Annotated in this window: 24 protein-coding genes; 9 read left to right on the top strand and 15 right to left on the bottom strand. The window is 74.4% G+C overall.

The genetic code is table 11. From position 1 onward, the window contains the following. Window positions 1–193: 193 nt before the first annotated feature. The 6 genes from ACGFIR_RS26215 to ACGFIR_RS26240 form a co-directional block, all read right to left on the bottom strand. Window positions 194–853, bottom strand: coding sequence for a hypothetical protein (locus ACGFIR_RS26215; RefSeq protein ID WP_393147752.1), 660 nt, complete (start codon window positions 851–853; stop codon window positions 194–196). 137 nt (window positions 854–990) lie between these two features. Then, window positions 991–2,226 (bottom strand): snapalysin family zinc-dependent metalloprotease, encoded by a 1,236-nt coding sequence (locus ACGFIR_RS26220; RefSeq protein ID WP_393147754.1) that lies wholly within the window; start codon window positions 2,224–2,226, stop codon window positions 991–993. 147 nt (window positions 2,227–2,373) lie between these two features. Next, a complete protein-coding gene (locus tag ACGFIR_RS26225) occupies window positions 2,374–2,562 on the bottom strand; it encodes a hypothetical protein (protein ID WP_393147756.1) in 189 nt (62 codons plus the stop codon). A gap of 470 nt (window positions 2,563–3,032) precedes the next feature. After that, the gene (abc-f, locus tag ACGFIR_RS26230) at window positions 3,033–4,682 is read right to left on the bottom strand and encodes a ribosomal protection-like ABC-F family protein (protein ID WP_393007222.1); all 1,650 of its coding nucleotides are present in this window, start codon (window positions 4,680–4,682) and stop codon (window positions 3,033–3,035) included. A gap of 258 nt (window positions 4,683–4,940) precedes the next feature. Then, window positions 4,941–6,032: an SRPBCC family protein gene (locus tag ACGFIR_RS26235; protein WP_393147758.1), complete on the bottom strand. Its 1,092-nt coding sequence runs from the start codon at window positions 6,030–6,032 to the stop codon at window positions 4,941–4,943. 122 nt (window positions 6,033–6,154) lie between these two features. Then, the gene (locus tag ACGFIR_RS26240) at window positions 6,155–7,354 is read right to left on the bottom strand and encodes an RtcB family protein (RefSeq protein ID WP_393147760.1); all 1,200 of its coding nucleotides are present in this window, start codon (window positions 7,352–7,354) and stop codon (window positions 6,155–6,157) included. A gap of 464 nt (window positions 7,355–7,818) precedes the next feature. Here ACGFIR_RS26240 and ACGFIR_RS26245 point away from each other — a divergent pair, with 464 nt between their 5' ends. The 5 genes from ACGFIR_RS26245 to ACGFIR_RS26265 all read left to right on the top strand — a co-directional run bounded on the left by ACGFIR_RS26245 (window position 7,819) and on the right by ACGFIR_RS26265 (window position 11,950). Beyond that, window positions 7,819–8,274 carry a helix-turn-helix domain-containing protein gene (locus ACGFIR_RS26245; RefSeq protein WP_393007216.1) on the top strand — a complete coding sequence of 152 codons (456 nt, stop codon included), beginning with the start codon at window positions 7,819–7,821 and terminating at the stop codon, window positions 8,272–8,274. After that, complete coding sequence (locus ACGFIR_RS26250) at window positions 8,267–8,683, top strand: DUF4180 domain-containing protein (RefSeq protein WP_393147762.1); 417 nt, start codon at window positions 8,267–8,269, stop codon at window positions 8,681–8,683. The genes ACGFIR_RS26245 and ACGFIR_RS26250 overlap by 8 nt, the downstream gene beginning before the upstream one ends. 105 nt (window positions 8,684–8,788) lie before the next feature. Next, window positions 8,789–9,571, top strand: coding sequence for an alpha/beta hydrolase (locus tag ACGFIR_RS26255; protein WP_393147764.1), 783 nt, complete (start codon window positions 8,789–8,791; stop codon window positions 9,569–9,571). A 192-nt stretch (window positions 9,572–9,763) separates the two neighbouring features. Next, on the top strand, window positions 9,764–10,891 hold the full coding sequence (locus ACGFIR_RS26260) for an acyl-CoA dehydrogenase family protein (protein WP_393148014.1): 1,128 nt from the start codon (window positions 9,764–9,766) through the stop codon (window positions 10,889–10,891). Between the two features lie 270 nt (window positions 10,892–11,161). Further along, a complete protein-coding gene (locus ACGFIR_RS26265) occupies window positions 11,162–11,950 on the top strand; it encodes an SDR family NAD(P)-dependent oxidoreductase (protein ID WP_393147766.1) in 789 nt (262 codons plus the stop codon). Window positions 11,951–12,025: 75 nt separating this feature from the next. Here ACGFIR_RS26265 and ACGFIR_RS26270 read toward each other — a convergent pair whose 3' ends face one another. Genes ACGFIR_RS26270 through ACGFIR_RS26295 form a run of 6 tightly spaced genes read right to left on the bottom strand, consistent with a single transcriptional unit; the run spans window position 12,026 to window position 19,410 of the window. Continuing rightward, window positions 12,026–12,958 (bottom strand): M15 family metallopeptidase, encoded by a 933-nt coding sequence (locus ACGFIR_RS26270; RefSeq protein WP_393147768.1) that lies wholly within the window; start codon window positions 12,956–12,958, stop codon window positions 12,026–12,028. Between the two features lie 17 nt (window positions 12,959–12,975). After that, entirely contained in the window at window positions 12,976–13,965 is a 990-nt protein-coding gene (locus tag ACGFIR_RS26275) for an acetylxylan esterase (RefSeq protein ID WP_393147770.1), read from the bottom strand. Window positions 13,966–13,968: 3 nt separating this feature from the next. Beyond that, window positions 13,969–16,347, bottom strand: a complete 2,379-nt coding sequence (locus ACGFIR_RS26280; protein ID WP_393147772.1) for a beta-glucosidase — start codon at window positions 16,345–16,347, stop codon at window positions 13,969–13,971. Further along, on the bottom strand, window positions 16,344–17,165 hold the full coding sequence (locus tag ACGFIR_RS26285; RefSeq protein ID WP_393007202.1) for a carbohydrate ABC transporter permease: 822 nt from the start codon (window positions 17,163–17,165) through the stop codon (window positions 16,344–16,346). The genes ACGFIR_RS26280 and ACGFIR_RS26285 overlap by 4 nt, the downstream gene beginning before the upstream one ends. Beyond that, window positions 17,162–18,103, bottom strand: a complete 942-nt coding sequence (locus ACGFIR_RS26290; RefSeq protein WP_393007200.1) for a carbohydrate ABC transporter permease — start codon at window positions 18,101–18,103, stop codon at window positions 17,162–17,164. Before ACGFIR_RS26290 ends, ACGFIR_RS26285 begins: the two co-directional genes overlap by 4 nt. Before the next feature lie 8 nt (window positions 18,104–18,111). Then, on the bottom strand, window positions 18,112–19,410 hold the full coding sequence (locus ACGFIR_RS26295; RefSeq protein ID WP_393007198.1) for an ABC transporter substrate-binding protein: 1,299 nt from the start codon (window positions 19,408–19,410) through the stop codon (window positions 18,112–18,114). A gap of 237 nt (window positions 19,411–19,647) precedes the next feature. Between ACGFIR_RS26295 and ACGFIR_RS26300 the strand changes: the two genes are divergently transcribed. Next, the gene (locus tag ACGFIR_RS26300; RefSeq protein ID WP_393007196.1) at window positions 19,648–20,670 is read left to right on the top strand and encodes a LacI family DNA-binding transcriptional regulator; all 1,023 of its coding nucleotides are present in this window, start codon (window positions 19,648–19,650) and stop codon (window positions 20,668–20,670) included. A gap of 86 nt (window positions 20,671–20,756) precedes the next feature. Here the strand turns inward: ACGFIR_RS26300 and ACGFIR_RS26305 are convergent, their stop codons facing one another. Both ACGFIR_RS26305 and ACGFIR_RS26310 read right to left on the bottom strand, forming a co-directional pair. Continuing rightward, window positions 20,757–21,575 carry a peptidylprolyl isomerase gene (locus ACGFIR_RS26305; RefSeq protein WP_393007194.1) on the bottom strand — a complete coding sequence of 273 codons (819 nt, stop codon included), beginning with the start codon at window positions 21,573–21,575 and terminating at the stop codon, window positions 20,757–20,759. Between the two features lie 100 nt (window positions 21,576–21,675). After that, the gene (locus tag ACGFIR_RS26310) at window positions 21,676–23,046 is read right to left on the bottom strand and encodes a D-alanyl-D-alanine carboxypeptidase family protein (RefSeq protein ID WP_393007192.1); all 1,371 of its coding nucleotides are present in this window, start codon (window positions 23,044–23,046) and stop codon (window positions 21,676–21,678) included. A gap of 273 nt (window positions 23,047–23,319) precedes the next feature. On the opposite strand from ACGFIR_RS26310, the gene ACGFIR_RS26315 reads away from it, so the two are divergent. From ACGFIR_RS26315 to ACGFIR_RS26325, 3 genes are all read left to right on the top strand, one after another. Then, the gene (locus ACGFIR_RS26315; protein WP_393007190.1) at window positions 23,320–23,652 is read left to right on the top strand and encodes a cupin domain-containing protein; all 333 of its coding nucleotides are present in this window, start codon (window positions 23,320–23,322) and stop codon (window positions 23,650–23,652) included. After that, window positions 23,649–24,443 (top strand): YwiC-like family protein, encoded by a 795-nt coding sequence (locus ACGFIR_RS26320; protein WP_393007188.1) that lies wholly within the window; start codon window positions 23,649–23,651, stop codon window positions 24,441–24,443. Before ACGFIR_RS26315 ends, ACGFIR_RS26320 begins: the two co-directional genes overlap by 4 nt. Window positions 24,444–24,565: 122 nt before the next feature. After that, a complete protein-coding gene (locus ACGFIR_RS26325) occupies window positions 24,566–25,297 on the top strand; it encodes a class I SAM-dependent methyltransferase (RefSeq protein WP_393007186.1) in 732 nt (243 codons plus the stop codon). A 1-nt stretch (window position 25,298) separates the two neighbouring features. Here ACGFIR_RS26325 and ACGFIR_RS26330 read toward each other — a convergent pair whose 3' ends face one another. Next, window positions 25,299–26,039 (bottom strand): MerR family transcriptional regulator, encoded by a 741-nt coding sequence (locus ACGFIR_RS26330; RefSeq protein WP_393007184.1) that lies wholly within the window; start codon window positions 26,037–26,039, stop codon window positions 25,299–25,301. Between the last annotated feature and the right edge of the window lie 169 nt (window positions 26,040–26,208).

Genomic DNA, 26,208 nt, shown 5'->3' on the forward strand with positions numbered 1-26,208 from the left:
ACTGGATCGCCACCCGCGGCTACACCTCCTGACCCACACCACGAACGAACGAAAGGGCCGGCCCCCGACCACGGGGACCGGCCCTTTCGGCATGCCAGGATGCGCAGACCGACCCCCGCCCCTGCTCCTGCTCCCCCCGGTTGTCGTGTCGCCTTCCGGGCTCAGGACCGGCGCCCGCGCCGCCCGCCCTGGCTCAGGACCGGCGGTTGCGCTCCTGACTGAGCCGCTCGTCGAGCCGGCCGAGCTCGTAGATCGCGTTCAGGTCCGTCGGCAGGTGGGTCACGTTGTCGAGCACGGGTTCGTCGTCCGGGTCCGGATCGGGGGCGGGGGTCGGCGGGCTGGCCGGTCCGGCCGGACCGGTAGCCGCGACGGCGGGCCGGCGCCGCCGGTGCAGGACGAACAGGACCGGCACCGCCAGGACGCCCAGCACGAGGCCGTAGACGAGCCACCGGTCCGTTGCCCCGTCGTCCCCGCGCGGCGGGGCCGCGACGGTCGAGGGGGCGTCGGAGGCGGACTCCCGTTCCTCCGGGGCCGGCGCCCCGGCCTCCCGCCCGGCGGGCAGGTCGCCGGCGGGTGCGGGGGCCGACGCGCCCCCGCGCGCGGGCGCGGAGGGGCCCGGCGCCGCTGGGACAGCCGGTGCGACCGACGGGTCGGCCGGGGTCGGGGCGGGGGCCGTGGAGCCGGTCGGAACCGGCGTCGGAGAGGCGCCCGGGGTGGCCCTGCCGCCCTTGAGCAGGTCGTCGACGACCCGGCCCACGCCGCCGAGCAGGTCACCGACCGGCCCACCGGAGGCCGTCGGCGTCGGCGCGGGAGCAAGCGCCAGGGTCAGGGCGAGCGCGGCCACGACACGCATGAATCACCTCAGAGGGGATCGATGTCCAGGCACCGTACCGCACTCCGGGTGGTCGCCGCGTGACAGCCCGGCGGCCGGCCGGGGCGACGGTGTACGGGGGACGCCGCTCGTGCGGCGTCCCCCGTACCGGGGTGGGGTCAGACTGGCAGGCCGCCGACCTGGGTGTTGATCCAGGTGCGGATGGACGGCAGGTCCACGTAGATGGACGGGCCGGTGGCGCAGGTGGAGTTGTTGTTGCCGGCCCGGCTGGTGGCGCCGATCAGGGCCCACGCCCCGTTGATCTGGCGCACCTGCGGGCCGCCCGAGTCGCCGTAGCAGGCGCCCGCGTTGCCGTTGGTGTTGTTGGTGCAGATCTCGTACGGGCCGTTGATGCCGAGGCAGCGGCTGTCCGCCACGATCGAGGTGTCCAGCTCGTTCGCGATGACCGGGGCGCTACCGCAGCCGCGGGGGGCACAGGTCTGGCCCCAGCCGATGATGCGGGTGGCGGTGCCGACCGCGCCGGAGGTGGTCGGGATCGGCGCCGGGGCGTAGCTGACCGAGCTGGACAGCTGCAGCAGCTTGACGTCGACGCTCGGGTGGTTCACCGCCCGGGTCACCGAGACGACGGTGCCGCCGCTGGTGCGGTTGATGCTGCCGACCCGCACCGAGGAGGGGGTCCCGCAGTGCTTGGCGGTGACCGCCCAGTTGGCCTTGATCAGCGTGCCGGTGCAGCCGGAGACGTACACCATCCACGGGTAGTTCTCGCTCGCCGGCCGGCCGTTGACCACCTGCGGCGAGATGTCGTCGGTGTCGTTCCACGAGAACGTGCCGGTGGGCACCTCCGACGCGGCCAGGCCGCCAGCGAAGAGCTGGTTCACCCGGGACGCCTCGGTGGCGCTCGGGTAGGCGTTGGTGCAGGAGACCGGCGCGCTGCTGCCGGACATCAGGTCGGAGCAGAGGCCGGTACGCAGGTCGGGCAGGCCGAGGATGTGGCCGAGCTCGTGGGTGGCGATGCGGGTGCGGTTGTACCCCTGGTTGACGGCGGTCCAGCCCATCCAGACCCGGCCGGCGCCGAGGCTGGTGACCTGGGCGCGGGGCCAGCCGCTGTCGACGTAGATGGTGACGTTGCCCGGCGTACGGGCGACCAGCTGGACGTTGCTGACCCGGCTGTTCCAGATGGCCGCGGCCTGGTCGAAGTTGGTGCGGAACTCACCGGCGCGGCTCGCGTCGTAGTAGACGGTGCGGGCGGCGGCGGACGCGTCCGTGTCGGTCGCGACCTGCATTCCGGTTGCGGCCAGCACCGCCGCCAGCGCGGCGGTCGCCGCGCGCAGCAGTTGTCGTCGGAACATACACGCACTCCCTGCGGTCGTCCGGCGGCGTGCCACCGCCGGCATAGATGTGCATGAATGCTATAGGGGAGGGCGTCGATATGCGGCATAACGGAACCGTCATACCGGCACCCGGACGCAGGCGGGCACAGGGCCGCGCAGCCGCAGCCAGGGCGGCCCCGGAACCGGGCCCCTCCCGGCCGGCGCCGGAACTCATCCGGCCGACGGTGTGGCCCTGCGCCGCGCCGGGTCGACGGCTCGGCGGACGTCGCCGGTCGCCAGCGCGAACAGGGCGAGCGCGCCGGCGAGGGCCGCGTCCACCCCGATCACGAATCCCCGCTCCGACCCGGCCGGCGCCACGGCCACGCCGACGACGAGCGCCACCGCCGCCGCGAGCGCCATGCCCAGCCGGGCTGACGTCTCCCACCGTACGGCCCCGCTCCCTCGACGCCCGGCCCGCCGCGAGGCCGCCGCGCAGCCGCCAGGCGGCGGCGGCGATGAGCAACGCGCCGAGCGCACCGGCCGCCCCGATCACCAGCCACGGCACGGCGAACGCCCCCGCGCGCCGGGCGGGCGATGCCACGCCGGCCACCGCGAGCAGCGTGAACGCGACCGACATCGCGACGTGGACGAGGACCAGCCGCGACAGGCGGCGGCGCAGTTCGTCCGACTCAGGGACGGGCATCGACACGTTTGCCTCCCTCGCTCCACCTCGCATCGTGACACGTCCCGCCCCGCCCATCCAGCGGCTGGCGGCCGAGCCAGTCGACGCGCCGCTGGCGGTCACGCCCCTCGCGGTCGCCCGCAAGCGCGACCGCGAGGAACGCCCCGTGGTTGCCAGCCCGCCGGAGTCGAGGGCGGACGCGACCGCGTCACGGTCGTCGGGCGACCTCGGTGGGGGCGGCGGTCTCCCGCAGCCGGCCGTCGGCGAGCCGTAGCCAGCGGTCCACACCGATCGCCGCGAGGAACCGTTCGTCGTGGCTGACCACCACGAACGCGCCCTCGTACGCGTCCAGCGCGCTCTCCAACTGGGCGACGCTGACCAGGTCCAGGTTGTTGGTCGGCTCGTCGAGCAGCAGCAACTGCGGCGCCGGTTCGGCGAACAGCACGCAGGCCAGGGTGGCGCGCAGCCGCTCGCCGCCGGAGAGCGCCCCGACCGGCAGGTGGGCGCGGGGCCCCCGGAACAGGAAGCGGGCGAGCAGGGTCATCCGCTGCGACTCCGGCGTCGTGGGCGCGTACGCGGCCAGGTTCTCCGCCACCGTCCGGTCGAGGTCCAGCAGGTCCAGCCGCTGCGACAGGTACGCGATCCGGCCGTCGGCCCGCCTGGTGTGGCCGCCCTCCGGCTGCACGTCGCCGCTGACCAGGCGCAGCAGGGTGGACTTGCCGGCGCCGTTCGGGCCGGTCAGCGCGATCCGTTCGGGCCCCCGGATCGTCAGGTCGACGCCGTCGCCGGCGAACAGCGCGACCTCGCCGTAGCGGACCTGCATCCGCTCGCCGAGGAAGACCGTGCGCCCGGCCGGGAGGTTGGTGCCGGGCAGTTCCAGCGTGATCCGCTGCTCCTCGCGCAGGGCCCGGCCCGCCTCGTCGAGCCGGGCCTGGGCGTCGCCGACCCGCGCGGCGTGCGTGTCGTTCGACCGGCCCGCCGACTCCTGGGCGCTGCGCTTCATCCCACCGGCGACGATCCTCGGCAGGCCGGCGCTCTTCAGGTTGCGGGCGGCGTTGCCGGCCCGGCGCTCGGCCCGCTCGCGGGCCTGCTGCATCTCCCGCTTCTCCCGCTTGACCTCCTGCTCGGCGTGGCGGACGTTCTTCTGCGCGACCTCCCGCTCGGCGCGCACCGCCTCCTCGTAGGCGGTGAAGTTCCCGCCGTGGGAGCGCACCTCGCCGCGGTCGAGTTCGAGGATGCGGTCCATCCGGTCCAGCAGCGCACGGTCGTGACTGACCAGCAGCAGGCAACCGGTCCAGTCCGCCAGCACGGCGTGCAGGGTGCGACGGGCGTCGAGGTCCAGGTTGTTGGTGGGCTCGTCTAGGAGCAGGACGTCGGGACGCCGCAGCAGTTGCGCCGCCAGGCCGAGGGAGACGACCTGACCGCCGCTGAGGGTGCGCAGGGGCCGATCGAGCGACACGTCGCCGAGGCCGAGCCGGTCCAGTTGGGCGCGCGTACGCTCCTCGATGTCCCAGTCGTCGCCGATCGTGGTGAAGTGCTTCTCGTCGGCGTCGCCGGACTCGACGGCGTGCAGCGCCCTGAGCACCGGCGCGATCCCCAGCACCTCGGCCACGGTCAGGTCGCCGGCCAGCGGGAGGCTCTGCGGCAGGTAGCCGAGCACCCCGTCGACGGTCACGGAGCCGGCGGTGGGCCGGAGTTCGCCGGCGATCAGCCGGAGCAGCGTGGTCTTGCCGGCGCCGTTCGGCGCGACGAGGCCGGTGCGGCCGGTGCCCACGGTGAACGACAGGCCCTCGAAGACCGGGGTGTCGTCCGGCCAGGAGAAGGAGAGGTGCGAACAGGTGACGAATGCCTCGGACATGCGGAAACCCTTGGAGTGACGTGGGCGCGCCGGGCGCCCCGGGGACGGGATTCGGGAACGACGGCCCGTGGCCACGACGGCGGCGTTCGGACGCCTGCCGCTGGCCGGGCACTTCCGGTGTCACCCGGAGATGTCGTCGTCACCCGCCACGTCTGGTCTCCCTTTCCGGTCACTCCCGCCCACCCTAACAGCGCACCGCCCGACGCGACGGGTACGCCCGGGCGGGCGATGGCGGCAGGGAACCGGCGCGAGCCGGCGTCAGAGCCCCGCGCAGGGGGCGTCGCCCAGCACGCAGCCCTCGGGCGCCCTGGTGAGCGGGTCGACGTCCCGGACGGCGAAGGTGAACGTCCGCGAGCGCCCGGCCGGCACGGCCGCGCCGGTGAAGGTGACGACCTGCCCCTCCTGCTGCCAGTCGGCCCCGCTGACGTCGGTGAGCGACCCGCCCTCGGCCAGCGTGACGACCACCTTCCAGCCGTTGACCGCCGCGCCACCCGGGTTGGCGACGACCACCTCGCCCGTGAAGCCGAGGAACCGCGTCGCCACGGTCTCGTAGCGGGCGGTCAGTGCGGGGGTCGACGGGGTGCCCGAGGTAGGCGTACGCGACGGCGTCGCCGAAGGGCTCGCCGAGGGCGTCCGGCTCGGGCGGGACGGCGACGGCGTGGCGCTGCGCGTGGGACGGGCGGAGAGCGTGCCCTGCGGCGTACGACTCGGAGCGGCCGTGGCGGTCGGCGACGGTGCCGCGCCCGGGGCGGCGACCTGCTCCGGCTCGCCGGGCAGGACCGCCCACACCGCCGCCCCGGCGACCAGCACCGCGCCGGCCAGCCCCGCGACCAGCAACGCCCCCCGGCGGCCGGCCGGCGCCGGCTCGTCGCCGACCCCCTCGACCATCGGCATCTCGACGGTCATCGCGGCCTGCCCCCGACGCAGGTCGACCTGCCGGAAGGCCAGCCAGTCGAGGATCGCCGGCAGCCGCCCCGTCAACGCCTGCCGGTAGGAGTCCTCGCGGCGCTCACGCTGCTCGTCGGGCCAGCCGCCGTGCTCCAGCGCCTCGCGGACCGACAGTCGGCAGCCCTCGGCCGTGGGAGCGACGGTACAGGTCAACCGGCTGCGCCGGCCCCCCTCGAGGCAGCGCAACCCGATCAGCTCCGGTTTCCGCCGGTCGATCACCTGCGCGTCGACGGCGGCGTCGAACCCGGGCAGGCCGGCCGTGAACAGCAGCAGCCGGCCGGGTGTCCCGGCCATCGGCTCGACCTCGGTGAACCACCGGGCGAGCAGGGCACGATCCGTCAATGCGTGCCACACCCGGTCCGCAGGATGGAACAGGTCGACCTGCACGTCGATCTCGGTCACGGCGAGACTCTACGGGTATCGATCGCGGGCCGGCCCGCACGGGGGGATCCCCGCCGGCCGGGGACGGGCCGCCCCCGGGACCGGCGGCCGGCGCCCACCCCTCCCGGGGCGCCGGCCGGCGGTCACCCCTTCACGCAGACCACCTGCTTGAGGTGCGCCACCACCTCGACCAGATCCTCCTGCTGCGCCATCACCTGGGTGATGTCCTTGTACGCGCCGGGGATCTCGTCGACCACCCCGGCGTCCTTGCGGCACTCCACGCCGGCGGTCTGCGCGGCCAGGTCGGCGGTGCTGTACGTCCGCTTCGCCTGGGCCCGCGACATCCGCCGTCCTGCCCCGTGCGAGGCGGAGCAGTACGCGTCCGGGTTCCCCTTGCCCCGCACGACGTACGAGCCGGTGCCCATCGACCCCGGGATGATGCCCAGGTCCCCCCGACCGGCCCGGATCGCCCCCTTGCGGGTGACCAGCACGTCGACGCCGTCGTAGGTCTCCTCCGCCACGTAGTTGTGGTGGCAGCTGATCGGCTCGTCGTAGCTCACCTGCGGGAACTGCTCCCGCACCACGCCGCAGAGCAGGGCGAGCATGACCGCCCGGTTGCGCCGCGCGTACTCCTGCGCCCACCACAGGTCCCGGCGGTAGGCGTCCATCTCCGGCGTGCCGGCGAGGAAGACGGCGAGGTCCCGGTCGGGCAGGTCGGTGTTGTGCGGCAGCCGCCGGGCGACGGCGATGTGCCGCTCCGCCAGTTCCTTGCCGATGTTGCGGGAGCCGGAGTGCAGCATCAGCCACACCCGTCCCTCGTCGGCACCGCCCTGCTCCAGGCAGACCTCGATGAAGTGGTTGCCGCCGCCGAGCGTGCCCAGCTGCCGCTGGGCCCGCGTCTCCAGCTGCGCCACCCGCCGGTCGAGGTCGGCGAACCGGCGCCAGAAGTCGTCCCAACCGGCCTGCTCCAGCCCACGGATCCGACGCGGGTCGACCGGCTTCTCCCGCTGGTTGAACCCGACCGGGATGGTGGCCTCGATGGCCGAGCGCAGCCCGGCCAGGTCGTCCGGCAGGTCGGCGGCGGTCAGCGAGGTGCGGACCGCGGACATGCCGCAACCGATGTCGACACCGACCGCCGCCGGCGATACGGCCTGCCGCATCGCGATGACCGAGCCGACCGTGGCGCCCTTGCCGAAGTGCACGTCGGGCATGACCGCGACGCCCTCCACCCACGGCAGCGCGCCGATGTTGCGCAGTTGCCGGGCGGCCTGCGGCTCGATGCCGTACGGGTCGGTCCAGACCCGGACCGGCGCGCGGGTGCCCGCGAGCGGGGTGTAGCTCATCGTCGTCTCCTGGTGTCGTCGGCTGGTCGCGGTGTCGTCGGCTGGTCGCGGCGGCCCGGCCGCGAGTGGCGACGGGACACCGGCGCCGGCACCGGCATCGGTTCGGTCGGGGCAACGCGGGTCCGGGAGACGAAGAAGCCGCCCGGACCCCGGTGGGGTGGGCGGCTGCGCGTACGCGTCGTCGCTAGACGCGCCGCCACCCCGGCTGCCGGCCCTGCTGGGAACGGCGCTGGTGTCGCACTGGTTTGCCTGTGGGCAGCGGGGCACCACAGCGCGGCGTGAGCCACGTGGCGTCGGTGCGCTGCGACACGGCGTACTCCCCTGGGGCGTCTGGTTGACCTTGCGCCGATGACGGTAGGCGCGTCCCGGCGGTGGCCGCAACAAATATTCATGAATCCTCTCGCGTCGAGCGACGACGAAAAGAACTTCCCTATCGTGCCCAGGCACGGCTAGCGTAGGGAACGATGAGTGAGGAAATGTTCTCGGTGGAGCAGGTCGCCGAGCGGCTGGGCCTGCACGTACGCACCGTGCGCGGCTACATCCGCGCCGGCCGGCTCGCAGCCGTACGGATCGGCAAGCAGTACCGGATCGCCCGCGCCGACCTCGACGCGCTGACCGGCCGACCGGCACCCGCCCGTCCCGTCGGCGGCGCGGCGGTGGAGGTGTCGAGCATCGTGCAGGTCGACGGCGTCGACCGGGCAGCGGCCGACCGGCTGGGCACGCTCGTCCTGGCCGCGGCGAACACCAACCACGAACCCGCGCATCCACTACGCGTCCAGACCGTCCACGACGAGGATCGGAGCCGCATGAAGATCGTGATCCTGGGCAGCGCCTCGGCCACCGCCGACGTGCTGCGCCTGGTCGACGCCGTGCTCGACGGCGACAACGGCCTGCTCGCCGGGGAGGCCGACGATGCCTGACGTCATCGAGGACCGGGCCGGGGTGCCGGTGCTGGTCTGCGACCCGCACGGCCCGCCCGTGACCACCGAGCAGGACGCGCTGGACCTGATCGGCGCGGCCTTCCTCGGCGCGCAACTGGTGGCCGTGCCGGCGGGCCGGCTCGACGCCTCCTTCTTCTCCCTCGGCACCCGCTTCGCCGGCGAGATCATGCAGAAGTTCGTCAACTACCGCATCCGCCTGGTCGTCGTGGGCGACATCACCGCGCACCTCGCGGCCAGCTCGGCCCTGCGCGCCCTCGTGCACGAGTCGAACCGCTCCAGCCACGTGTGGTTCGTCCCCGACCTCGACGCCCTCGACGCCCGGCTGGCGCCGTCGGCGGGTTCCGGCGGGGCCGGACCCGAGCCGGACGGGGCGCCGACGAACGCCTGACCGGCCCGGGGCGGCGACGCGCCGTGGCCGGGTTGCGCTCCCGGTTCGACGGGGAGGACCGCCGGGTCCTTCCTCGCGCGTGCGGACCCGATACGGTCGACGATCGTGGCCCTGATGCGTGTCGACCTCTACTCCGAGGTGCTCGGTCTCAGCACCTCGATGACGGTAATCCTGCCCCAGCAGACCGCCACGCAGATCGGCATGTCCGGCAGCGCCCCGCAGGGCGACCCGCCCGTGCTCTACCTGCTGCACGGCCTATCCGACGACGACACGATCTGGCTGCGCCGCACCTCGATCGAACGGTACGTGGCGCCGCTCGGCCTGGCCGTGGTGATGCCTCAGGTCGGCCGCAGCTTCTACACCGACGAGGAGCACGGCAACCGGTACTGGACCTTCCTCAGCGACGAGCTGCCCCGGCTGTGCCAGCGGTTCTTCCGGCTCTCGTCCCGGCGGGAGGACACCTTCGTCGCCGGGCTCTCCATGGGCGGCTACGGGGCGCTGAAGTGGGCCCTGCGCGAGCCGGGCCGGTTCGCGGCGGCGGCGAGCCTCTCCGGCGCGCTCGACGTGGCCGCCCGCTCTCCCACGTCGAGCACGCCCCTCGACGCGGGCGTCTGGCACACCGCCTTCGGCGAGCGCACCGTCGCCGGCAGCGACGACGACGTGCTCGCCCTGCTCGACCGGGCGGCCGTCGCCGACCTGCCCGCCCTGCGCGTCGTGTGCGGCACCGAGGACTTCCTGTACGAGGACAACCGGACCTTCGTGGCGGCGGCCCGCGAGCGGGGCGTCCCGCTCACCGTGGACTTCTCCCCCGGCACGCACGACTGGGCGTACTGGGACGCGAAGATCCAGGACGTGCTGGCCTGGCTGCCACTGCGCCCCGGCGGCTGAGCGCCGCAGGGACCCGCCCTCGACGCACCGGGCGTGGTGACCAGGCACGACCGCCGCGCATGACGGCGACGACGTGCGGGACGCGCCGGCCGGCGCGCGTAGCGTGATCGCGCAACCGCAACCCCTGGGAGGATACGAACCGTGACCCCGTCTGCCCCCGTGCCCGCGCTCGCGTACTTCGGCGTCGACGCCCTGATCGACGACGACGCCCGGGAGCTCCAGGCCGCCGTACGTGGCTTCGTCGACCGGCGGATCCGCCCGCAGATCGCCACCTGGTACGAGGAGGGCCGGCTGCCCGTCCGGGAACTGGCCCTGGAGCTCGGTGAACTCGGCGTGCTCGGCATGCACCTGCACGGCTACGGCTGCGCCGGCACCTCCGCCGTCGCGTACGGGCTGGCCTGCTTCGAGCTGGAGGCGGGCGACTCGGGGCTGCGCTCCCTGGTCTCGGTGCAGGGGTCGCTCGCCATGTACGCCATCTGGCGCTTCGGTTCCGAGGAGCAGAAGCAGCAGTGGCTGCCCCGGATGGCCGCCGGCGAGGCGATCGGCTGCTTCGGCCTGACCGAGCCGGACTTCGGCTCCGACCCGGCCGGCATGCGGACCAGGGCCCGCCGCGACGGGGACGACTGGGTGCTCGACGGCACCAAGATGTGGATCACCAACGGCTCCGTCGCGGATGTCGCCGTGGTGTGGGCCCGCACCGACGAGGGCGTACGCGGTTTCCTCGTCCCCGCCGGCACCCCCGGCTTCACCGCCCCGGAGATCACCCGCAAGCTCTCCCTGCGCGCCTCGGTGACCTCGGAACTCGTCCTCGACGGCGTGCGGCTGCCCGCCGACGCGATGCTGCCGGAGGCCGTCGGCCTGTCGGGGCCGTTGACGTGTCTCAACGAGGCCCGGTTCGGCATCGTCTTCGGGGCGTTGGGCGCGGCCCACGACTGTCTGGAGACGACGGTCGCGTACGCCCGCAGCCGCCAGATCTTCGACAAGCCGCTCGCCGCGTACCAGGCCACCCAGCTCAAGCTCGCCGACATGGGGCTGGAACTGGGCAAGGGGATGCTGCTGGCGTTGCGGATCGGCGCGCTGAAGGACGCCGGCACCCTCGACCACCGGCAGATCAGCCTGGGCAAGCTCAACAGCGTGCGCGAGTCCATCGCCATCGCCCGCGAGTGCCGCTCCATCCTCGGCGCGGCCGGGATCACCCTCGACTACCCGGTCATCCGCCACTCGGCCAACCTCGAATCGGTGCTCACCTACGAGGGCACCTCCGAGGTGCACCAGCTGATCATCGGGCAGGTGCTGACCGGCCACGCCGCCTTCAAGTGAGCGGGGCGGCACCCGCCCGCCCCGCGCACGCCGCCTCCGGGATGAGCGGGGCGGCGCCACCCGGCCCACGCACGCCGCCTTCCGATGAGCGGGACGGCACCCGCCCGCCCTGCGGCGGTCGCTGAACCCGCACGCTGGGAGATGCGCCCGCGCGCCCGCGGTCCGACGATGGAGATCGACAATCCGCAGGCCAACCGCACGCCGCCCCGCCCGTCGCCGGTGACACGCCCGGCCCTGGTCGCGTCGGCGAGAGGGTCGGGGAGGCAACACATGGACACACGGCTCACCGACCGGGTGGTGGTCGTCACCGGCGCCGGTTCGGGCATCGGGCTCGCCACGGCCACACTGCTCGCCGAGGAGGGCGCCAGGGTGGTCGGTGCCGACATCGAACCGAAGGCGCTGGAGGAGATCGCGGGCACGGTGCTGCCGGTGACGGTGGACATGCGGGAGGGCTCAGCCGGTGACCAGGTCATCGCCGCGGCCGTCGCCGAGTTCGGCGGGGTGGACGCCGTCGTCAACAACGTCGGCGTCTACCCCTACCGGGACAACGGGTTCCTCTCCGTGGACGACGGCGAGTGGGAACGGACGCTCAACCTCAACCTCATGTCGGCGGTACGCACCACCAGGGCGGCCCTGCCGCACATGATCCGGGCCGGCCGTGGCTCGCTGGTGCACATCGCCAGCGAGGGAAGCCGCGAGCCGGCGCCGTTCTTCGTGGACTACTGCGTGAGCAAGATGGCCCTGCTCAGCCTGTCCAAGTCCCTGTCGATCGAGTTCGGCCCGGCGGGCGTCCGCAGCAACGTGGTGTCGCCGGGAGCCACCCGGACGTCGTTCTGGGACGCGCCCGACGGCTTCGCCGACAGCCTCGCCAACGAGTTCGGCATGGAGCGCGAGGAGGCCCTCAGCTACTTCGTCAAGGAGGTCCGCAAGCTGCCCACCGGCCGGCTCGGCCGCCCCGACGAGGTGGCCGGGGTCATCGTCTTCCTCATCTCCGATCTCGCCGCGCAGGTGACCGGGGCCGAGTACACCATCAACGGCGGCAGCTACGCCGCGGCCTGATCCGCCCCGTCGCGACCGCCGGGACCCGAACCCCGCGGTGCGGCCGGGAGTGCGGGCCCTCGGTGGACGCGGGCGCTACCCACCCGCCGCCTCGGCGGAGGAGCGGGCCACCGGCACGTCGAAGTACGTGTCCGGCCAGGGTTCGTCGCGGTAGCGGTAGTGCCACCACTCGCGGTCGTAGTTGACGAAGCCGCCGTCGGTCATCAGTTGGCGCAGCAGCCGCCGGTTGTCCCGGGCCACGCCGGTGACCTGCGGCGAGTCGGTGTGCGCGAGCGGGTCGAAGCAGTCGAAGCCGGTGCCCATGTCGACGCCGTTGTCGGCGAACCGCTGCCCCTTCGGGGCGGTGCAGGAGACCAGGGGCTGCCCCGGTGCGTACGGGGGCTGGGTGGCGGTCGGCACGTCGACCAGGGTCAGGTCGACGGTGCTGCCCCGGCTGTGGGCGGTGGGGGCGCCGATGTAGCCCTCGTCGAACAGCTTGGACTTGGCCACCCGGGGATAGAACTCGGCCTTCATCCGCTGCTCGCCCGGCTGCCCGGCCCACTCGACGAAGTCGTCGGCGGCCCGGCGGGGCCGGTAGCAGTCGTACACCTTCAGGCTGCGGCCCCGGGCCAGGGCGGCGTCCTGCACCCGGCGCAGCGCCTCGGCGGCCGGGCGGCTCAGCAGGCAGAGCGGTTCGGCATAGCCGGCGACCGGCCGGCCGACGAAGTTGTGCGCGCCCGCGTACCGGATGTCGGTGCGGATGCGCGGATCGACGTCGGTGAGGACGACGAGGCCCGGCCCGCGCGAGGTCGGTGACGGCGTGGACGTCCTCGTCGCGGGCGTCGCCGGGACGGACGGTGATGGCGTCGCCGGGACGGACGGGCCCGGCGCGGCGGGTGGTGCCGGCGACGGCGCGGGCCGGGTGCAGCCGGCCGCGAGCGCCACGATCACGAGCGCCGCCGCGACGGCCCGCCCACCGGCGGTCGCGACGCCCGGAGCGCGCCGGCGGATCCGGGCTGGCCTGGCCACGCACCCTGTCTACCAGGCTAGGGGCCGTCGGGGGCCCGGTCCGGCGACAGGTGTACGCGCAGGAAGCGCACGGCCGCCTCGTCGTCGTCGATCCCGCCGGCCTCGTGGCCGTTGTACCGCCAGACCGCCAGCTCCGTCGGCCCCCGCCAGGCGTTGACGGCGGCGAAGACGGTCGACGGCGGCACGATCTCGTCCATCAGCGCGACGGAGAAGCGGGCCGGCAGGTGGCCCCGGCGGGCGAAGTTCACCCCGTCGACGTAGGCCAGGGTGGCCAGCACCCGCTCCTCGGCGTGCCGGTGGACCGCCAGGTAGTCGCGGATCTCCCGGTAGGGGTACGCGTCGGTGACCGTGATCGCGCGCGGGACGTCGCACAGGAAGGGCACGCCGGCCACGACGGCCCGCAGGTCGGGCCGCAGCGCGGCCACGGCGAGCGCCGCCGCGCCGCCCTGGCTGTGCCCGAGGACCGCGACCCGCGCCGGGTCGACCGCCGGCAGGGTCCGGGCCGCGTCCACCGCCCGCACCGCGTCCGTGAGGAACCGTCGGTAGTAGTACGTGCGGGGGTCCGTCACGCCCCGGGTGAGCACTCCGGGCGCCTCGGGGCCGGCGGCGGCCGGATCCGGGGTGTCTCCCCGGGCCCAGCCCGCCCCCTGCCCCCGGGTGTCCATCTGCAGGTGCGCGAAGCCGGCCGAGGCCCAGAGCAGGTTCTCCAGCGGATGGCCCCGGCCGCCGCCGTAGCCGGCGTACTGCACGAGCGTGGGCAGGGGCGCCTCCGCGCCGCGTGGCAGCCGCAGCCAGGCCCGCACCGGCTGCCCGGCGAAGCCGGGGAAGGTCACGTCGTACGCGTCGATCGTGGCCAGCCCGCAGGGCACCGGCTCGACCCGCACCGGCCAGTCGCACTCCCGGGACTCGGCGAGCGTGTCCGCCCAGAACCGGTCGAAGTCCGCCGGCTCCGCCACCTGGCCGCGGTACGCCCGCAGCTGCTCCTCGGGCAGGTCGGTGAACGCCACCGTTCAGCCGGCCGACGGCGTGACGGCGAAGCGGGGGTGCAGCCGCCGGGTGTGGTCGACGTGCCGGGCGGGGCCGTGCAACGCCACCGCCGCCACGAGCCGGTGGTCGGTGCTGGACGCCGCCAGCCGCAGCTCCAGCTCGCCCGGCTCGACGACGCGCCGCCCGTCGCGCCCCGTGAACGCGAACAGGTCGGCCGGCACGGCCAGGTCGATCCGGCAGGCCGCGCCCGCCTCCAGCGGCACCCGTAGGTAGCCGACCAGCCGCTGCACGGGCTGGACCACCGAGGCCACCGGGTCGTGGGCGTACACCTGCACCACCTCGCTGCCCCACCGGGAGCCGGCGTTGCGCAGCGTGAAGTGCAGCCGCAGCTCCCCGTCGGTCGCCGCGAGCGGCTCGTCGAGCACCAGGCCCGACCAGTCGAACGTGGTGTAGCCCAGGCCGTGCCCGAAGCCGTACGCCGGGGTCGGGTCGACGTTGGAGACGTCGCTGGCCTGGCCCAGTCGGGCCGACAGGTAGGTGGTGGGCTGCGCGCCCGGCCCGCGGGGCACGCTGACCGGCAGCCGCCCCTGCGGGGTGACCCGGCCGCCGAGCACGCCCGCGATCGCCGGGGTGCCCTCCTCGCCGGGGAAGAACGACTGCACGATCGCCGCCGTCTCGGTCACCGCCCGGCCCAGCGCGTACGGGCGCCCGGCGAGCAGCGTCACCACCACGGGCGTGCCGGTGTCCAGCAGCGCGTCGAGCAGGTGCTGCTGCGCCCCGGGCAGGGCCAGCGACTCGGCGTCGCAGCCCTCGCCGCTCGTGCCCCGGCCGAACAGGCCCGCCCGGTCGCCGAGCGCGGCGACGACCACGTCCGCGCCCCGCGCCGCCTCGACCGCCGCCGGCACCCCGCCGGTGTCGTCGCCGTCGACGGAGACCCCGGCCACGGTGACCACGACGCTGTCGGGGAACTCGGCGCGCAGCGCCGCCGCCAGGGTGGGCAGCTCGATGCCCACGGGCACCTCGGGGTGGCGGGATCCGACGTGGGCGGGGAACGAGTAGCAGCCCAGCACCGCCGTGGGGCTCTCCGCCTGCGGCCCGACCAGCGCGATGCGGGCCGGCCGGCGCAGCGGCAGGATGCCGTCGTTGGCCAGCAGCACCACGGAACGCTCGGCGACCTCGCGGGCCAGCGCCCGGTTGGCCGGCGGATCCAGGTCGACGGTGCCGCGCAGCGCGTCCGGGTCGGACAGGTCGGCGCCGGCCAGCGCGGCCGGCACCGGGGTCCAGTCGGCGTCGAGGAGCCCGAGCTGCGCCTTCTGCGTCAGCACCCGGCGCACCGCCCGGTCGATCAGCGCCTCCGGCACCGCGCCGGCCGCGAGCGCCGCACGCAGCGGCTCGCCGAACGTCTTCACCGTGGGCAGCTCGACGTCCACGCCGGCGGCCAGGGCCTCGGCCGCCGCCTCGGCCCAGTCGCCGGCCACCCCGTGCAGGGTGTGCAGGAAGGCGATGCCGAAGTAGTCGGCCACCACGGTGCCCGGGAAGCCCCAGGCGTCGCGGAGCAGGCCGGTCAGCAGCTGCTCGTCGGCCGCCGACGGCATCCCGTCGGTGTCGGTGTAGGCGTGCATCACCGACCGCGCGCCGCCCTCGCGTACGGCCATCTCGAACGGCGGGAGGATCACGTCGGCACGCTCGCGGGGGCCCATCGGCACCGGGCCCAGGTTGCGCCCGCCCCGGGACGCGGAGTAGCCGGCGAAGTGCTTGAGCGTGGCCACCACCCCGGCGGACTCCAGGCCCCGCACGTACGCGGTGGCGATGGTGCCCACCAGGTAGGGGTCCTCGCCGATCGTCTCCTCCACCCGTCCCCAGCGCGCGTCGCGCACCACGTCGAGCACCGGCGCGAGCCCCTGGTGCACGCCGACGCGGCGCAGGTCGGCGCCGATGACGGCGGCCATCCGCCCGATCAGCTCCGGGTCGAAGGTGGCCCCCCAGGACAGCGGAACGGGATACGCGGTGGCGCCCCAGGCGGCGAAGCCGGCCAGGCACTCCTCGTGCGCCATCGCCGGGATGCCGAACCGGTTCGCGGCGGCGACGCGCTGCTGGGTCCGCAGCAGTGACAGCGCACCGAGCGCGGGGTCGACGGGCGCGGTCCCGAACGGCCGGGTGAGCTGGCCGAGGCCGACGTCCAGCAGGTCGTCCAGGTCGACCGGTTCCTCCATGTCGTGCTGGTACGGCGCGACCTCTCCCCCGTCGGCGGCGGCGCCGACCCAGACGCCGTAGAGCTGGGCCACCTTCTCCGGCAGGGTCATCGCGGCGACCAGGGCGTCGACCCGGGTCTCGAGGTCGAGGGTCGGGTCGGTCCAGGTCGCGGCGCCGGTGGCGATGTCGAGGGTCACGTTGTCGGTCACTTTCCTCCGACGCCCATCAGCCCCTGCACCAGGGCCCGCCGGGCGAACAGATAGACGAGCAGGACGGGCACCATCGACAGCACGACCGCGGCGAGCAGGCCGGGAATGTTGATCCCGTACTGCGTCTGGAAGTTGTAGAGGCCGAGGGTGATCACCTTGGTGGAGTCGGACTGGGTGAGGATCAGCGGGAACAGGAAGCCGTTCCACGCCTGGAGGGCGGAGAAGACGGCGATCGTGGCGATCCCGCCGCGCGACAGCGGCAGCACCAGCTGGCGGAACACCCGGGCGGGGCTGGCGCCGTCGATCGCCATCGCCTCGTACAGGTCGGGGGTGATGTCGCGCATGACGCCGCTGAGGATCAGCGCGCACACCGGCAGGCAGAAGGCGGCGGTGGGCAGGATGACGCCGACGAGGTTGTCGTAGAGCCCCGCCTTGCTGATCAGGTAGAAGATCGGCACGATGACCGCCTGCGCCGGGATCGCCAGGCCCAGCAGGAACAGCCGGAACACGCCGGAGGTGAGCCGGCTGCGGCTGCGCACGATGGCGTACGCCAGCGGCGGCACGAGCAGCAGCACGATGGCCACCACGCTCGCCGTCACCACGAGGGTGTTGAACAGGTAGCGGCCGAAGCCCTCGTCGAAGGCGCCGGTGTAGTTGTCCAGGGTGAAGGTGTCGGGCAGGGCGATGGGGCCGTTGCGGCCGTACCCCTCGCGGGTCTGCACGGTGATCGCCACCATGACGTAGATCGGCAGGCCGATCAGGAGCAGCCAGGCCGTGGCGGCGATCCCGGCCAGCCAGTTCGGACGGTGTCGCTTCACAGGCCCTCCATCGTGGAGCGCATCCTGTCGTAGCCGGAGACCCGGACCACGATCAGCGAGATGAGGGTGGCGACGACGACGAGGATCAGGGCGATGGCCGCGCCGGCGCCGAAGTCGAAGCTGCGGAACGCCTGCTCGTACATGTGGTAGGCGGTGATGGTGGTGTCGGTGCCCGGCCCGCCCTGGGTGAGGATCAGCACGCTGTCGAACGTGGTGAGCCCGCCGACCACCATGAGGACCACTGACGTGATCATGGCGTTGCGCAGCTGCGGCAGGGTCACGTGGCGGAACTGTCCCCACCGACCGGCGCCGTCGACCTCGGCGGCCTGGTAGAGCACCGCCGGCACGGCGCGGGCCGCGCCCTGGTAGATCAGCGCGTGGAACGGGATGAACTGCCAGCTGCTGACGAAGACCAGCACGGCGATCGCGCCCGTCCGGCTGCCGAAGAGGTTGCCGTCGCCGAACAGCCACGGGGCCTGACCGGGCACGCCGAAGTTCGGGTCGAGCAGCGCCCGCCACAGCACCGACACGGCGGTCGCCGACAGCAGCAGCGGCAGGAAGAAGACGGCGGACAGTACGGCCCGGTTGCGCTGCGGCCCGGCCGCCCACACCCCGATCAGCAGGCTCAGCGGCGTCTGCACCAGCACACCGAGGGCGGTGAGCAGGACACTCAGCCAGAGACTGTTGATCATGACGGGATCGCGGGCCAGTCGCTGCCAGTTGTCCAGCCCGACGTACTCGGGTGAGCCGAGGCCCGCCCAGCTGGTGAAGCTGAGCACGACCACGAGGACCAGCGGGGCGAGCGCGAACAGCCCGAAGAACAGGGTCGCGGGGAGGGCCCAGGCGAAGCCCGGGCGGCTGAGGGTGGGGCCGCCCGGGCTTCGTCGGGCCCGTCGCTGCTCCGTCACGGTGGGGGCGGCGAGGGTGGTGGTGGACATGGCCGCGCTCAGCCCGCCTGCAGGGACTGCATGGCCTTGATGAAGCCGGCGGCGTCCATCCGGCCGTTGCAGTACTGCTGCACCGCCTGGTGGATGGTCGTGGTCGCGGCCGGCGGGTACGCCTGGTCCCAGGAGAGCTGGAAGCTCGGGGCTTCCTTGACCAGGGTGAACTGGTACTTCAGGTAGTCCGGGTTGGTGGCGCCGTCGAGGAACTTCTCGGTGTTGGTCGTGGTCGGCAGGTTGCCGATGGACAGCTGCGCCTGGACGAACTCGTCGGAGTACTGGAGCTTGAGGAACTCGGCCACCGCGTCGGGGTGCTTGGTCTTCTTCAGCACCGAGTAGAAGTTGTTGGTGTTGCCCACCACGTTGCGCGGGTCGCCCTTGCCGCCCGGGACGCTCGGGAAGGCGCTCCAGCCGAGGCCCTCGGCGGCGAAGGTCGGGTTGGCGTCGTTGTGGGTCGAGTAGTTCCAGGAGCCCATCAGCTCGAAGCCGGCCTTGCCGCTGGACAGCAGCGTGGGCGAGCCGCCGTCGGTGAACTTGACCGAGTCGAAGTTGGTGCCGAACGCGCCCGCGTCGGTCAGCTGTCGCAGCAGTTCCAGGGCGCGGCGGCTCTCCGGGCTCTCCCAGGCGCTCTTGTCGCCGCCGAGCGCCTTGGCGAACAGCTCGGGCCCGGCCACCCGGTCGTAGAGGTACTGGTACCACATCTGGGTCGGCCACTTGTCGCCGCCGCCGAGGGCGATCGGGGTGATCCCCTTGCCCTTGAGGGTCCGCACGGCGGCCAGCAGGTCGTCCCACGTCTTCGGCGGGGTGAGGCCGGCGTCGGCGAGGACCTTCTTGTTGTGGAACAGCAGCACCGGCTGCGTGCCGCGCATCGGCACCCCGTACGCCTTGCCGTCGACCGTGGCGGTGTTGAAGACCGAGGGCAGGAAGTTCTGCTTGAGCCCCGGGTCCTTGGCGATCATGTCGTCGAGCGGCAGCAGCAGGTCGGCCTTGATGAACGGGGTGATGCTGCCGCCGCCCCAGTTGAAGAAGACGTCCGGCGCCTGCTTGGTGTTGATGATGGTCTGGAGCTTGGTCTGGTAGTCGGCGCCCGGGATGGTGTCCAGCACCGCCTTGACCTTCGACGTCTTGTTGAACGTGTCGACGAGCTGCTTCTCGACCTTGTTGGTGGCGTCGCCGTACACCAGGATTCGGATCTCGTCCGGGCCGGCGGCCGAGTCACCGTCGCCGCAGGCGGTAAGTGGCAACGCCAGGGCCAGGGCGGCGCCGAGCGCGACGACGCGGGCGAGCCGCGTTCGTACAGTCATGATCGACCTCTCGTGGTGGGGGTGTGGTGGGGGACGTCGCCGCCGGCGCGACGACCGAAAGGTGTCCGACAAGTTTCCGGAATACTTCCGTAACTCGTCCGAACGCTAGAACCGACCTGCCGTGTCGTCAACCCCCGATCGTGGGGCAAGATGGGCCGGTGGAGCGGCCCCGCCGTTCCGGACGTTTTTCGGTGGTCACGGGTACGGTCGGTCCTCCGACCGGTGAAGGAGACGCGGGTGGACGGCGACGACGGGCGCAGGATCACCATCACCGCCATCGCGCGGGAGGCCGGGGTCTCGGTGCCGACCGTGTCCCGGGTGCTCAACGGGCGCTCGGACGTGGCCCCCGGCACCCGCGAGCGGGTGGAGGAGCTGCTGCGCCAGCACGGCTACCAACGTCGGGGCAGCCGTACGGTCAGCCGTGCCGGCCTGCTCGACCTCGTCTTCAACGACCTGGACAGCCCGTGGGCGGTGGAGATCCTGCGGGGGGTCGAGGACGTCGGGCACGGCGCGGGCGTCGGCACCGTGGTCTCCGCGATACACCGCCAGTCGACCGCCGCCCGGCAGTGGCTGCAGAACCTGCGGGCCCGCGCCACCGACGGCGTCATCTTCGTGACCTCGCACCTGAGCCCGCCGCTGCACGCGCAGCTGCGCCGCCTCAACGTGCCCGTGGTCGTCGTCGACCCGGCCGGCGTGCCCGCCACCGACGTGCCCACGGTCGGGGCCACCAACTGGGCCGGCGGGCTGGCCGCGACCGAGCACCTGCTGTCGCTCGGGCACCGGCGGATCGGCTTCGTCGCGGGGCCGGCGCACCTGCTGTGCAGCAGGGCCCGTCTCGACGGGCACCGGGCCGGGCTGGAGGCGGCCGGCGCGCCGGTGGAGGAGAGGCTGGTGCAGCCCGGCGACTTCTACCACGCCTCGGGCTTCGCCGCCGGCACGGCGCTGCTCGACCTCGACGACCCGCCGACGGCCATCTTCGCGGCCAGCGACCAGATGGCCTTCGGCGTCTACGAGGCCGTCCGGCGCCGGGGGCTGCGGATCCCCGACGACGTCAGCGTCGTGGGCTTCGACGACCTGCCCGAGGCCCGCTGGGCCTCACCGCCGCTGACCACCGTCCGGCAGCCACTGGTGGAGATGGGCCGGGTGGCCGCCCGCACCGTGCTGCGGCTGGCGCAGGGCGAGGCCATCGACTCCCCCCGGGTGGAACTCGCCACCAACCTGGTCGTCCGCGACAGCACGGCGGAGCCGCGCCGGCCGTGAGGGCCGGCGCGGCTCCGCGGCGCTCCCGATAAGGTTCCGGAAGTTCCGGTCCGACGCCGCCGGCACGACCACCGGGCCTTCGGGGCTCAGCGGTGCGGGTGGTGGTGCCGGGCCGCCTTCCGGATGTCGACCGGCAGGGCGGGCGCACCGTCCACGGGCGCGGGATCCTCGACGGTGGGGGCGATGCCGCCGGCGGCGATCCGGTCGAGGGTGGCCAGGCCGGCCGCGTCGACCGAGCCGAAGACCGTGTAGTTGGGGCGCAGCGCCGAATCCCCCTGGACCAGGAAGAACTGGCTGCCGTTGGTGTCGGGGCCCGCGTTGGCCATGGCGAGCGTGCCCCGGGCGTAGAGCCGGCGCACCCCGGTCGGGTCGGTCGGCGCCGGCGGCAGGTCGGTGGGCAGCTCGTCGGCGTAGCGGTAGCCGGGGCCACCGGAGCCGGTGCCGGAGGGGTCGCCGCACTGGAGCACCCGCAGCGTCGGGTACGCGGTGAGCCGGTGACACGAGGTCCGGTCGTAGAAGCGGTGGCGCACCAGGTGCAGGAAACTCTGCACGGTGCAGGGGGCCGCCTCCCGGTCGAGGGTCAACCCGATCGGCCCCTGGTTGGTCCGCAACGTGACCCGCACGGTGCCCCGGTCGGGGGTGCGCCGCGGGTCTGGCGGCAGCGGGACCGGCCGGGCGGCCGGGTCCTCGGGCGTCTCGGTGTAGGCGCACGGGCCGGGCGTCACCCGGGCGGTGGCGGCATCGGCCGGGGACCCGCCGGGCGCGGCGACCGCGGCGGCGCCACCACCGGTGACCAGCGCCCCCGCGACCAAGGCCACCCCGGCGAGGCGGGTCAGCGTACGGGCCGGCCGGCGGGGTGCCCCGATCGACGGCGGGACGGGGTGCGGTCGGGGTTCGCTCGACACGGGGATCCTCCCTGGACTGACGACGCCAGAAAGACCGGAGTCTATGGATCCCGTCGTCGGTTGTCGATCCGCCCCGCCTGCGCGTCGGGCAGCGCCCGTCCTACCGGCCCCGTGCCACGCGCCGACGCCAGAGCAGCGCGGTCCCCAGCAGCGCGACCGCCGCCGCCACGGCCGCGGCAACCGGCCAGCGCGCGATCAGCCCGCCCCCGAACGGACCGCTGGCCGCGGCCGGACGCGGGACGCCGGAGGCGGCGAGCGGGGGCGGCGAGGGGGTCGCCGACGCGGTCAGCTCCCCCGGCTCGACCAGTCGGCCGACGGCGGACCCGCGGGGCAGCGAGAAGCCCCAGTCGAGCAGGGCGGCACCCTGCTCCCAGCCCCGGGCCGGCTGCGGCTCGGCGCCGAGCAGTGTGACCACGAGCCGCCGCCCGTCCCGCTGGGCCGCCCCGACGTAGGTGTGCCGGGCCAGGTCGGTGAAGCCGGTCTTGCCGCCGAGCGCGCCCGGGTAGCGATGGACGAGCTGGTTCTCGTTCTGGATCTCGAAGCCCTTGGTCCGCTGCGCCGGCTGGGCGGGAATGCGGTGCGTCTCGGTCAGCGCGTACCGGCGGAACGTCGGGTCGGCGAAGCAGGCCCGGGCGATCAGCGCCAGGTCGTACGCGCTGGTGAACTGGCCCCGTCCGTCGAGCCCGGAGGGGGTGACCGCGTGCGTCTGGAGGGCGCCGAGGCGGTGCGCCTCCTCGTTCATCGCCCGTACGCCGCCGGCCATCCCGCCCGACCCGCCGCCGAGGCGGGCCAGCACGTTGGCCGCCTCGTTGCCGGACTGCAGCAGCAGCCCGAGCCAGACGGTCTCGATCCGGTACCGTCCGCCGGCGACGAGGCCGACGGCCGAGGAGCCCGGTTCGATGTCCATGTCCCCGTCGGTGACGGTGACGACCTGCTGCGGGTCGAGCCGGGGCAGCATGGTGGCCGCCAGCAGCAGCTTCTGCACGCTGGCCGGGGTGCCGTACTCGTGCGGCCCGCAGCCGCCCAGCACCTGACCGCTGTCCAGGTCGGCGACCAGCCACGAGGTCGCGGTGACCGCCGGCGGGCGGGCGGCCCCCGCCGGGACGACCAGGCCGGCGGTGTCCAGCGCGGGGCCGCCCACGGCCCGCTCCTGCGGCACTGCCGGTGGCGGCGACGGGCGCGGTGGCCGCGACACCGGCGGCGCGGACGCCTTCGGGCAGGGTGCGGGGGGCACGACGCCGGTCACGGGCGTGGCCACGCCGGACCCGGCGGCACCGGGCGCGGCGGCACCGGGCGCGACCCGAGCGGAGCCGGGCACGGCCTGCACCGAGCCGGGCGCGACCGGGACGGGTGCCGCCGGAACCGGGGCGGGCGTGGCCGGCGCGGAGGCGGCGGGACCGGCGGCGGGGACAGGTGCGCCGGCGCCGAGGAGGGCGGCGGCCGCCGTGGCCGCCAGCAGCCGAACCTTCATGTCCCGCACCCTAGTCGGCCCGGTTCGGGGTGCGGGCCGGGTTCGCCAGGCCCGGGGGTCGGAAAGGCCCCCGGCACTGCGTCGCTCACCCCCGCCCGGACGGCTGCGGCACGGGCCACGGCGGCTTCGGGACCAACGGCCCTGCCGCCGGGCAGCACCGGGACGGAAGCTGGGAACTGAAAGCGGTAGACGATCTTCCGGTTTGCGCGGCGGAAGCCGTCCACGGCGACGACCCCGCAGCGCGGGCCGGACGACACCGACGAAGGGACGACCATGGAAGCCCTCTCGCTGACCCGTTTCGCCGACGAGCAGCTCGACGCCGCCCGGGAGGCCGCCAGCGGACGCAGTGCCCGTTCCCTGCACGCGGGCCGGGACCGTCGGCTGCGGCAGACCCTGCTGGCCCTGCGGGGCGGCCGGTCTCTCGACGAGCACGACAGCCCGGGTGAGGCGACGCTGCAGGTGCTCGTGGGTCGGGTACGTCTGGTCGCCGGTGACGAGTCCTGGGAGGGCGATGCCGGCGACCTCGTGGTCATCCCGCCGCTGCGGCACGCGCTGCACGCCGTCACCGACGCCGCCGTCCTGCTCACCGTGACGCCACGGCCGTGACCACCGTCCCGGCCCACCGTCGCCGCCCGGTAGCCGGCCCGGCCGGGCGGCCCACGACGGGCACCTCCGGTCGTCCCCGGGGCCGGTCGCCGGGGTGGGTGCCGCCACAGCACGGAGCGTGGGCGATGCTCCTGCTGCCCGTCCTGGCGGCGTTGACCGCCACCGGCCCGCACCCGCTGCACCTGCCCCTGCTCGGAGCCGCGTTCGCCGCGTACCCGCTGTCGTACTTCGGGTTGCAGGCGGTCAAGACCGGGCGGTTGCGCCGGGTACGGCCGCAGCTCGTCGGGTACGGCCTCGCCACGGTCGCGCTGGCCGCGCCGGTGCTGGTGGCCCGGCCCGCGATCCTGGCCTACGCCCCGCTCTACGCGGTCCTCGCCGCTGTCAACGCCGGTTACGCGCGCCGGCGCCGGGACCGGGCGTTCGGCAACGACCTGGCCTTCGTGGCGCAGTGCGGGCTGCTCGGTCCCGTGGTCGCCACGGTCGCCGGGATGCCGTGGACCAGCGTGGCCGGGGTGACGGTGGTGGTGCTGGGCTACCTGGTCGGGAGCGTCCTGCACGTCAAGACGATGATCCGGGAGCGGGACAACGTCCGGTACCGGTGGGTGTCGTGGGCGTACCACGTCGTCGCCGCCGTCGCCGCGCTGCTCTGGGCGTCGGTGCCGGTCGCCGTCGTCTTCGCGCTGCTGCTCGCCCGAGCGCTGTTGCTCGCCGGACGCCGGGTCGCGCCGGTACGGGTGGGGTTGGTCGAGACGGCGTGCGCCCTGCTGGTGCTGGCGGCGGTGACGCTCTGACCGTGCCGGCGCGGGCCGCCCGCGTCGGATGGCTCACAAGCCGTTGCCTCCCGCCTGCCGCGCCGACTAGAACCGGGGGACGATCGCCCGGACCTCCCGGCGACGGTGGCGAGGTGATGGCCGTGGCGCTGATCCCGTACGACGACACCGACGCGGCGGCCTTCGCCGCGACCCGGGAACTGCCGCGCAGCGGCCTGGAGCGGTGGCGGCACGCCGTGCAGCAGCACCTGCGCCCGCGCCCCGGCGCCACCGTGCTCGACGTCGGAGCCGGCACCGGCGCCTGGGCCACCGCCTTCACCGACTGGTTCGGCGTCCGGGTGGTGGGCGTGGAGCCCGCCGGGGCGATGCGGTCGCGCGCCACCCACCGGCCGCTACTCGCCGGCGACGCCGTGGCGCTGCCGCTGCGCGACGGCACGGCGGACGCGGCGTGGCTGTCCACCATGATCCACCACGTCACCGACCTCGACGCCGCGGCGCGCGAGCTGCGCCGGGTGCTCCGGCCGGGCGCCCCCGTGCTGATCCGCTCGCCGTTCCCCGGCCGGCACCACCGGATCACGCTGTTCCGCTGGTTCCCCGAGGCCGTACGGGTCCTCGACACCTACCCCGGCCTGGCGCGGGTACGCGCGACGTTCGCCGCGGCCGGGTTCACCGTCAGCACGGTCGAGCCCGTCGCGCAGACCACGGCGGCGTCGCTGGCCGAGGTCGCCGAGCGTCTCGACCGCCGGGCCCACACCCCGCTCCAGTTGATCACCGATGAGGAGTACGCCGCCGGCCTGGCCCGGCTCCGGGCCGCCGCCGCCGACGCGGTCACCGGCCCGGTCGTCGACCACCTCGACCTGCTGGTGCTGCGCTGAGTCACCCCGGCAGGGCCGGGTCGAGGTGGCGCAGGTAGTCGTACAGGGCCGCCGAGGCGCGCAGCCGCCGCAGGCTGCGCCCGTGCAGCTCCTGCTCCCGCCTGCCCAGCTCAGCGTGGACCCGCTGGGCGCTGCCGGTGGTACGCATCTCGGCCAGCACGGCCGCGACGATGTCGAACGGGTACGCCCCCCGGCGCAGCAGCGCGACGACCTGCGCGGCGCGCACCTCGGCCGCGTCGTACACCCGGTAGCCGGTGCCGCGCTCGCGGACCGGCCGGAGCAGGCCGCGCTGCTCCCACAGCCGCAGCTTCGAGGTGCGGACGCCGACCAGGTCGGCGACCTCGCCGATGCGCGCCCCGCGCCGGGGCGCCGGCAGGACGGCGGCCGGGCTGGCCACCACGGTCTCGAAGGCGCCGAGCACCCGCCGGATGTCGGCCCGCTCCCGGTCCAGCTCGGCGTGGCCGGCGTCGAGCGTCGCCAGCGCCGCCGCCAGGTCGCCCCGGTGCACCGCGACCATGATCTCCCGGGTACGCGCCCAGCCGTGCCCCTCGGCCAGCCGCCGGACCACCGCGAGCGCCCGCACGTGCTCGTCGGTGAAGACGCGGTACCCGGCGGGGGTGCGCTCGACCGGCGGCAGCACGCCGAGGTCGACGTAGTTGCGCACCTGCTGGACGGAGATGCCGGCGGTCGCCGCGACCTGCGCCCCCCGCCACCGTCCGGCCCGCGCTCCCGAATCCCCCACCCGGCCACCCTAGCCGACTCCACGTGGTTTGAGACTTTCAGCCCTGCTTCGGGCAGTCATCCCAGCCCAATGAGGCAAAACCCTCCACGGGAGCTCCAATGAGACGATTGAAGGCGGCCTGGCCACCGTAGATGCACCTCGGGCGGAACTGCGCCCACGATCTCGCGAA

Origin of the sequence: Micromonospora sp. NPDC049051 (assembly GCF_043197575.1) — a bacterium.
Classification (GTDB): domain Bacteria; phylum Actinomycetota; class Actinomycetes; order Mycobacteriales; family Micromonosporaceae; genus Micromonospora.

What these genes read in the sequence shown, in the direction of transcription:
- ACGFIR_RS26215 (WP_393147752.1), bottom strand. Translation starts at nt 853, where the DNA reads ATGCGTGTCGTGGCCGCGCTCGCCCTGACCCTGGCGCTTGCTCCCGCG.
- ACGFIR_RS26220 (WP_393147754.1), bottom strand. Translation starts at nt 2,226, where the DNA reads ATGCCGGCGGTGGCACGCCGCCGGACGACCGCAGGGAGTGCGTGTATG.
- ACGFIR_RS26225 (WP_393147756.1), bottom strand. Translation starts at nt 2,562, where the DNA reads ATGGCGCTCGCGGCGGCGGTGGCGCTCGTCGTCGGCGTGGCCGTGGCG.
- abc-f (WP_393007222.1), bottom strand. Translation starts at nt 4,682, where the DNA reads ATGTCCGAGGCATTCGTCACCTGTTCGCACCTCTCCTTCTCCTGGCCG.
- ACGFIR_RS26240 (WP_393147760.1), bottom strand. Translation starts at nt 7,354, where the DNA reads ATGAGCTACACCCCGCTCGCGGGCACCCGCGCGCCGGTCCGGGTCTGG.
- ACGFIR_RS26245 (WP_393007216.1), top strand. Translation starts at nt 7,819, where the DNA reads ATGAGTGAGGAAATGTTCTCGGTGGAGCAGGTCGCCGAGCGGCTGGGC.
- ACGFIR_RS26250 (WP_393147762.1), top strand. Translation starts at nt 8,267, where the DNA reads ATGCCTGACGTCATCGAGGACCGGGCCGGGGTGCCGGTGCTGGTCTGC.
- ACGFIR_RS26265 (WP_393147766.1), top strand. Translation starts at nt 11,162, where the DNA reads ATGGACACACGGCTCACCGACCGGGTGGTGGTCGTCACCGGCGCCGGT.
- ACGFIR_RS26290 (WP_393007200.1), bottom strand. Translation starts at nt 18,103, where the DNA reads ATGTCCACCACCACCCTCGCCGCCCCCACCGTGACGGAGCAGCGACGG.
- ACGFIR_RS26295 (WP_393007198.1), bottom strand. Translation starts at nt 19,410, where the DNA reads ATGACTGTACGAACGCGGCTCGCCCGCGTCGTCGCGCTCGGCGCCGCC.
- ACGFIR_RS26310 (WP_393007192.1), bottom strand. Translation starts at nt 23,046, where the DNA reads ATGAAGGTTCGGCTGCTGGCGGCCACGGCGGCCGCCGCCCTCCTCGGC.
- ACGFIR_RS26315 (WP_393007190.1), top strand. Translation starts at nt 23,320, where the DNA reads ATGGAAGCCCTCTCGCTGACCCGTTTCGCCGACGAGCAGCTCGACGCC.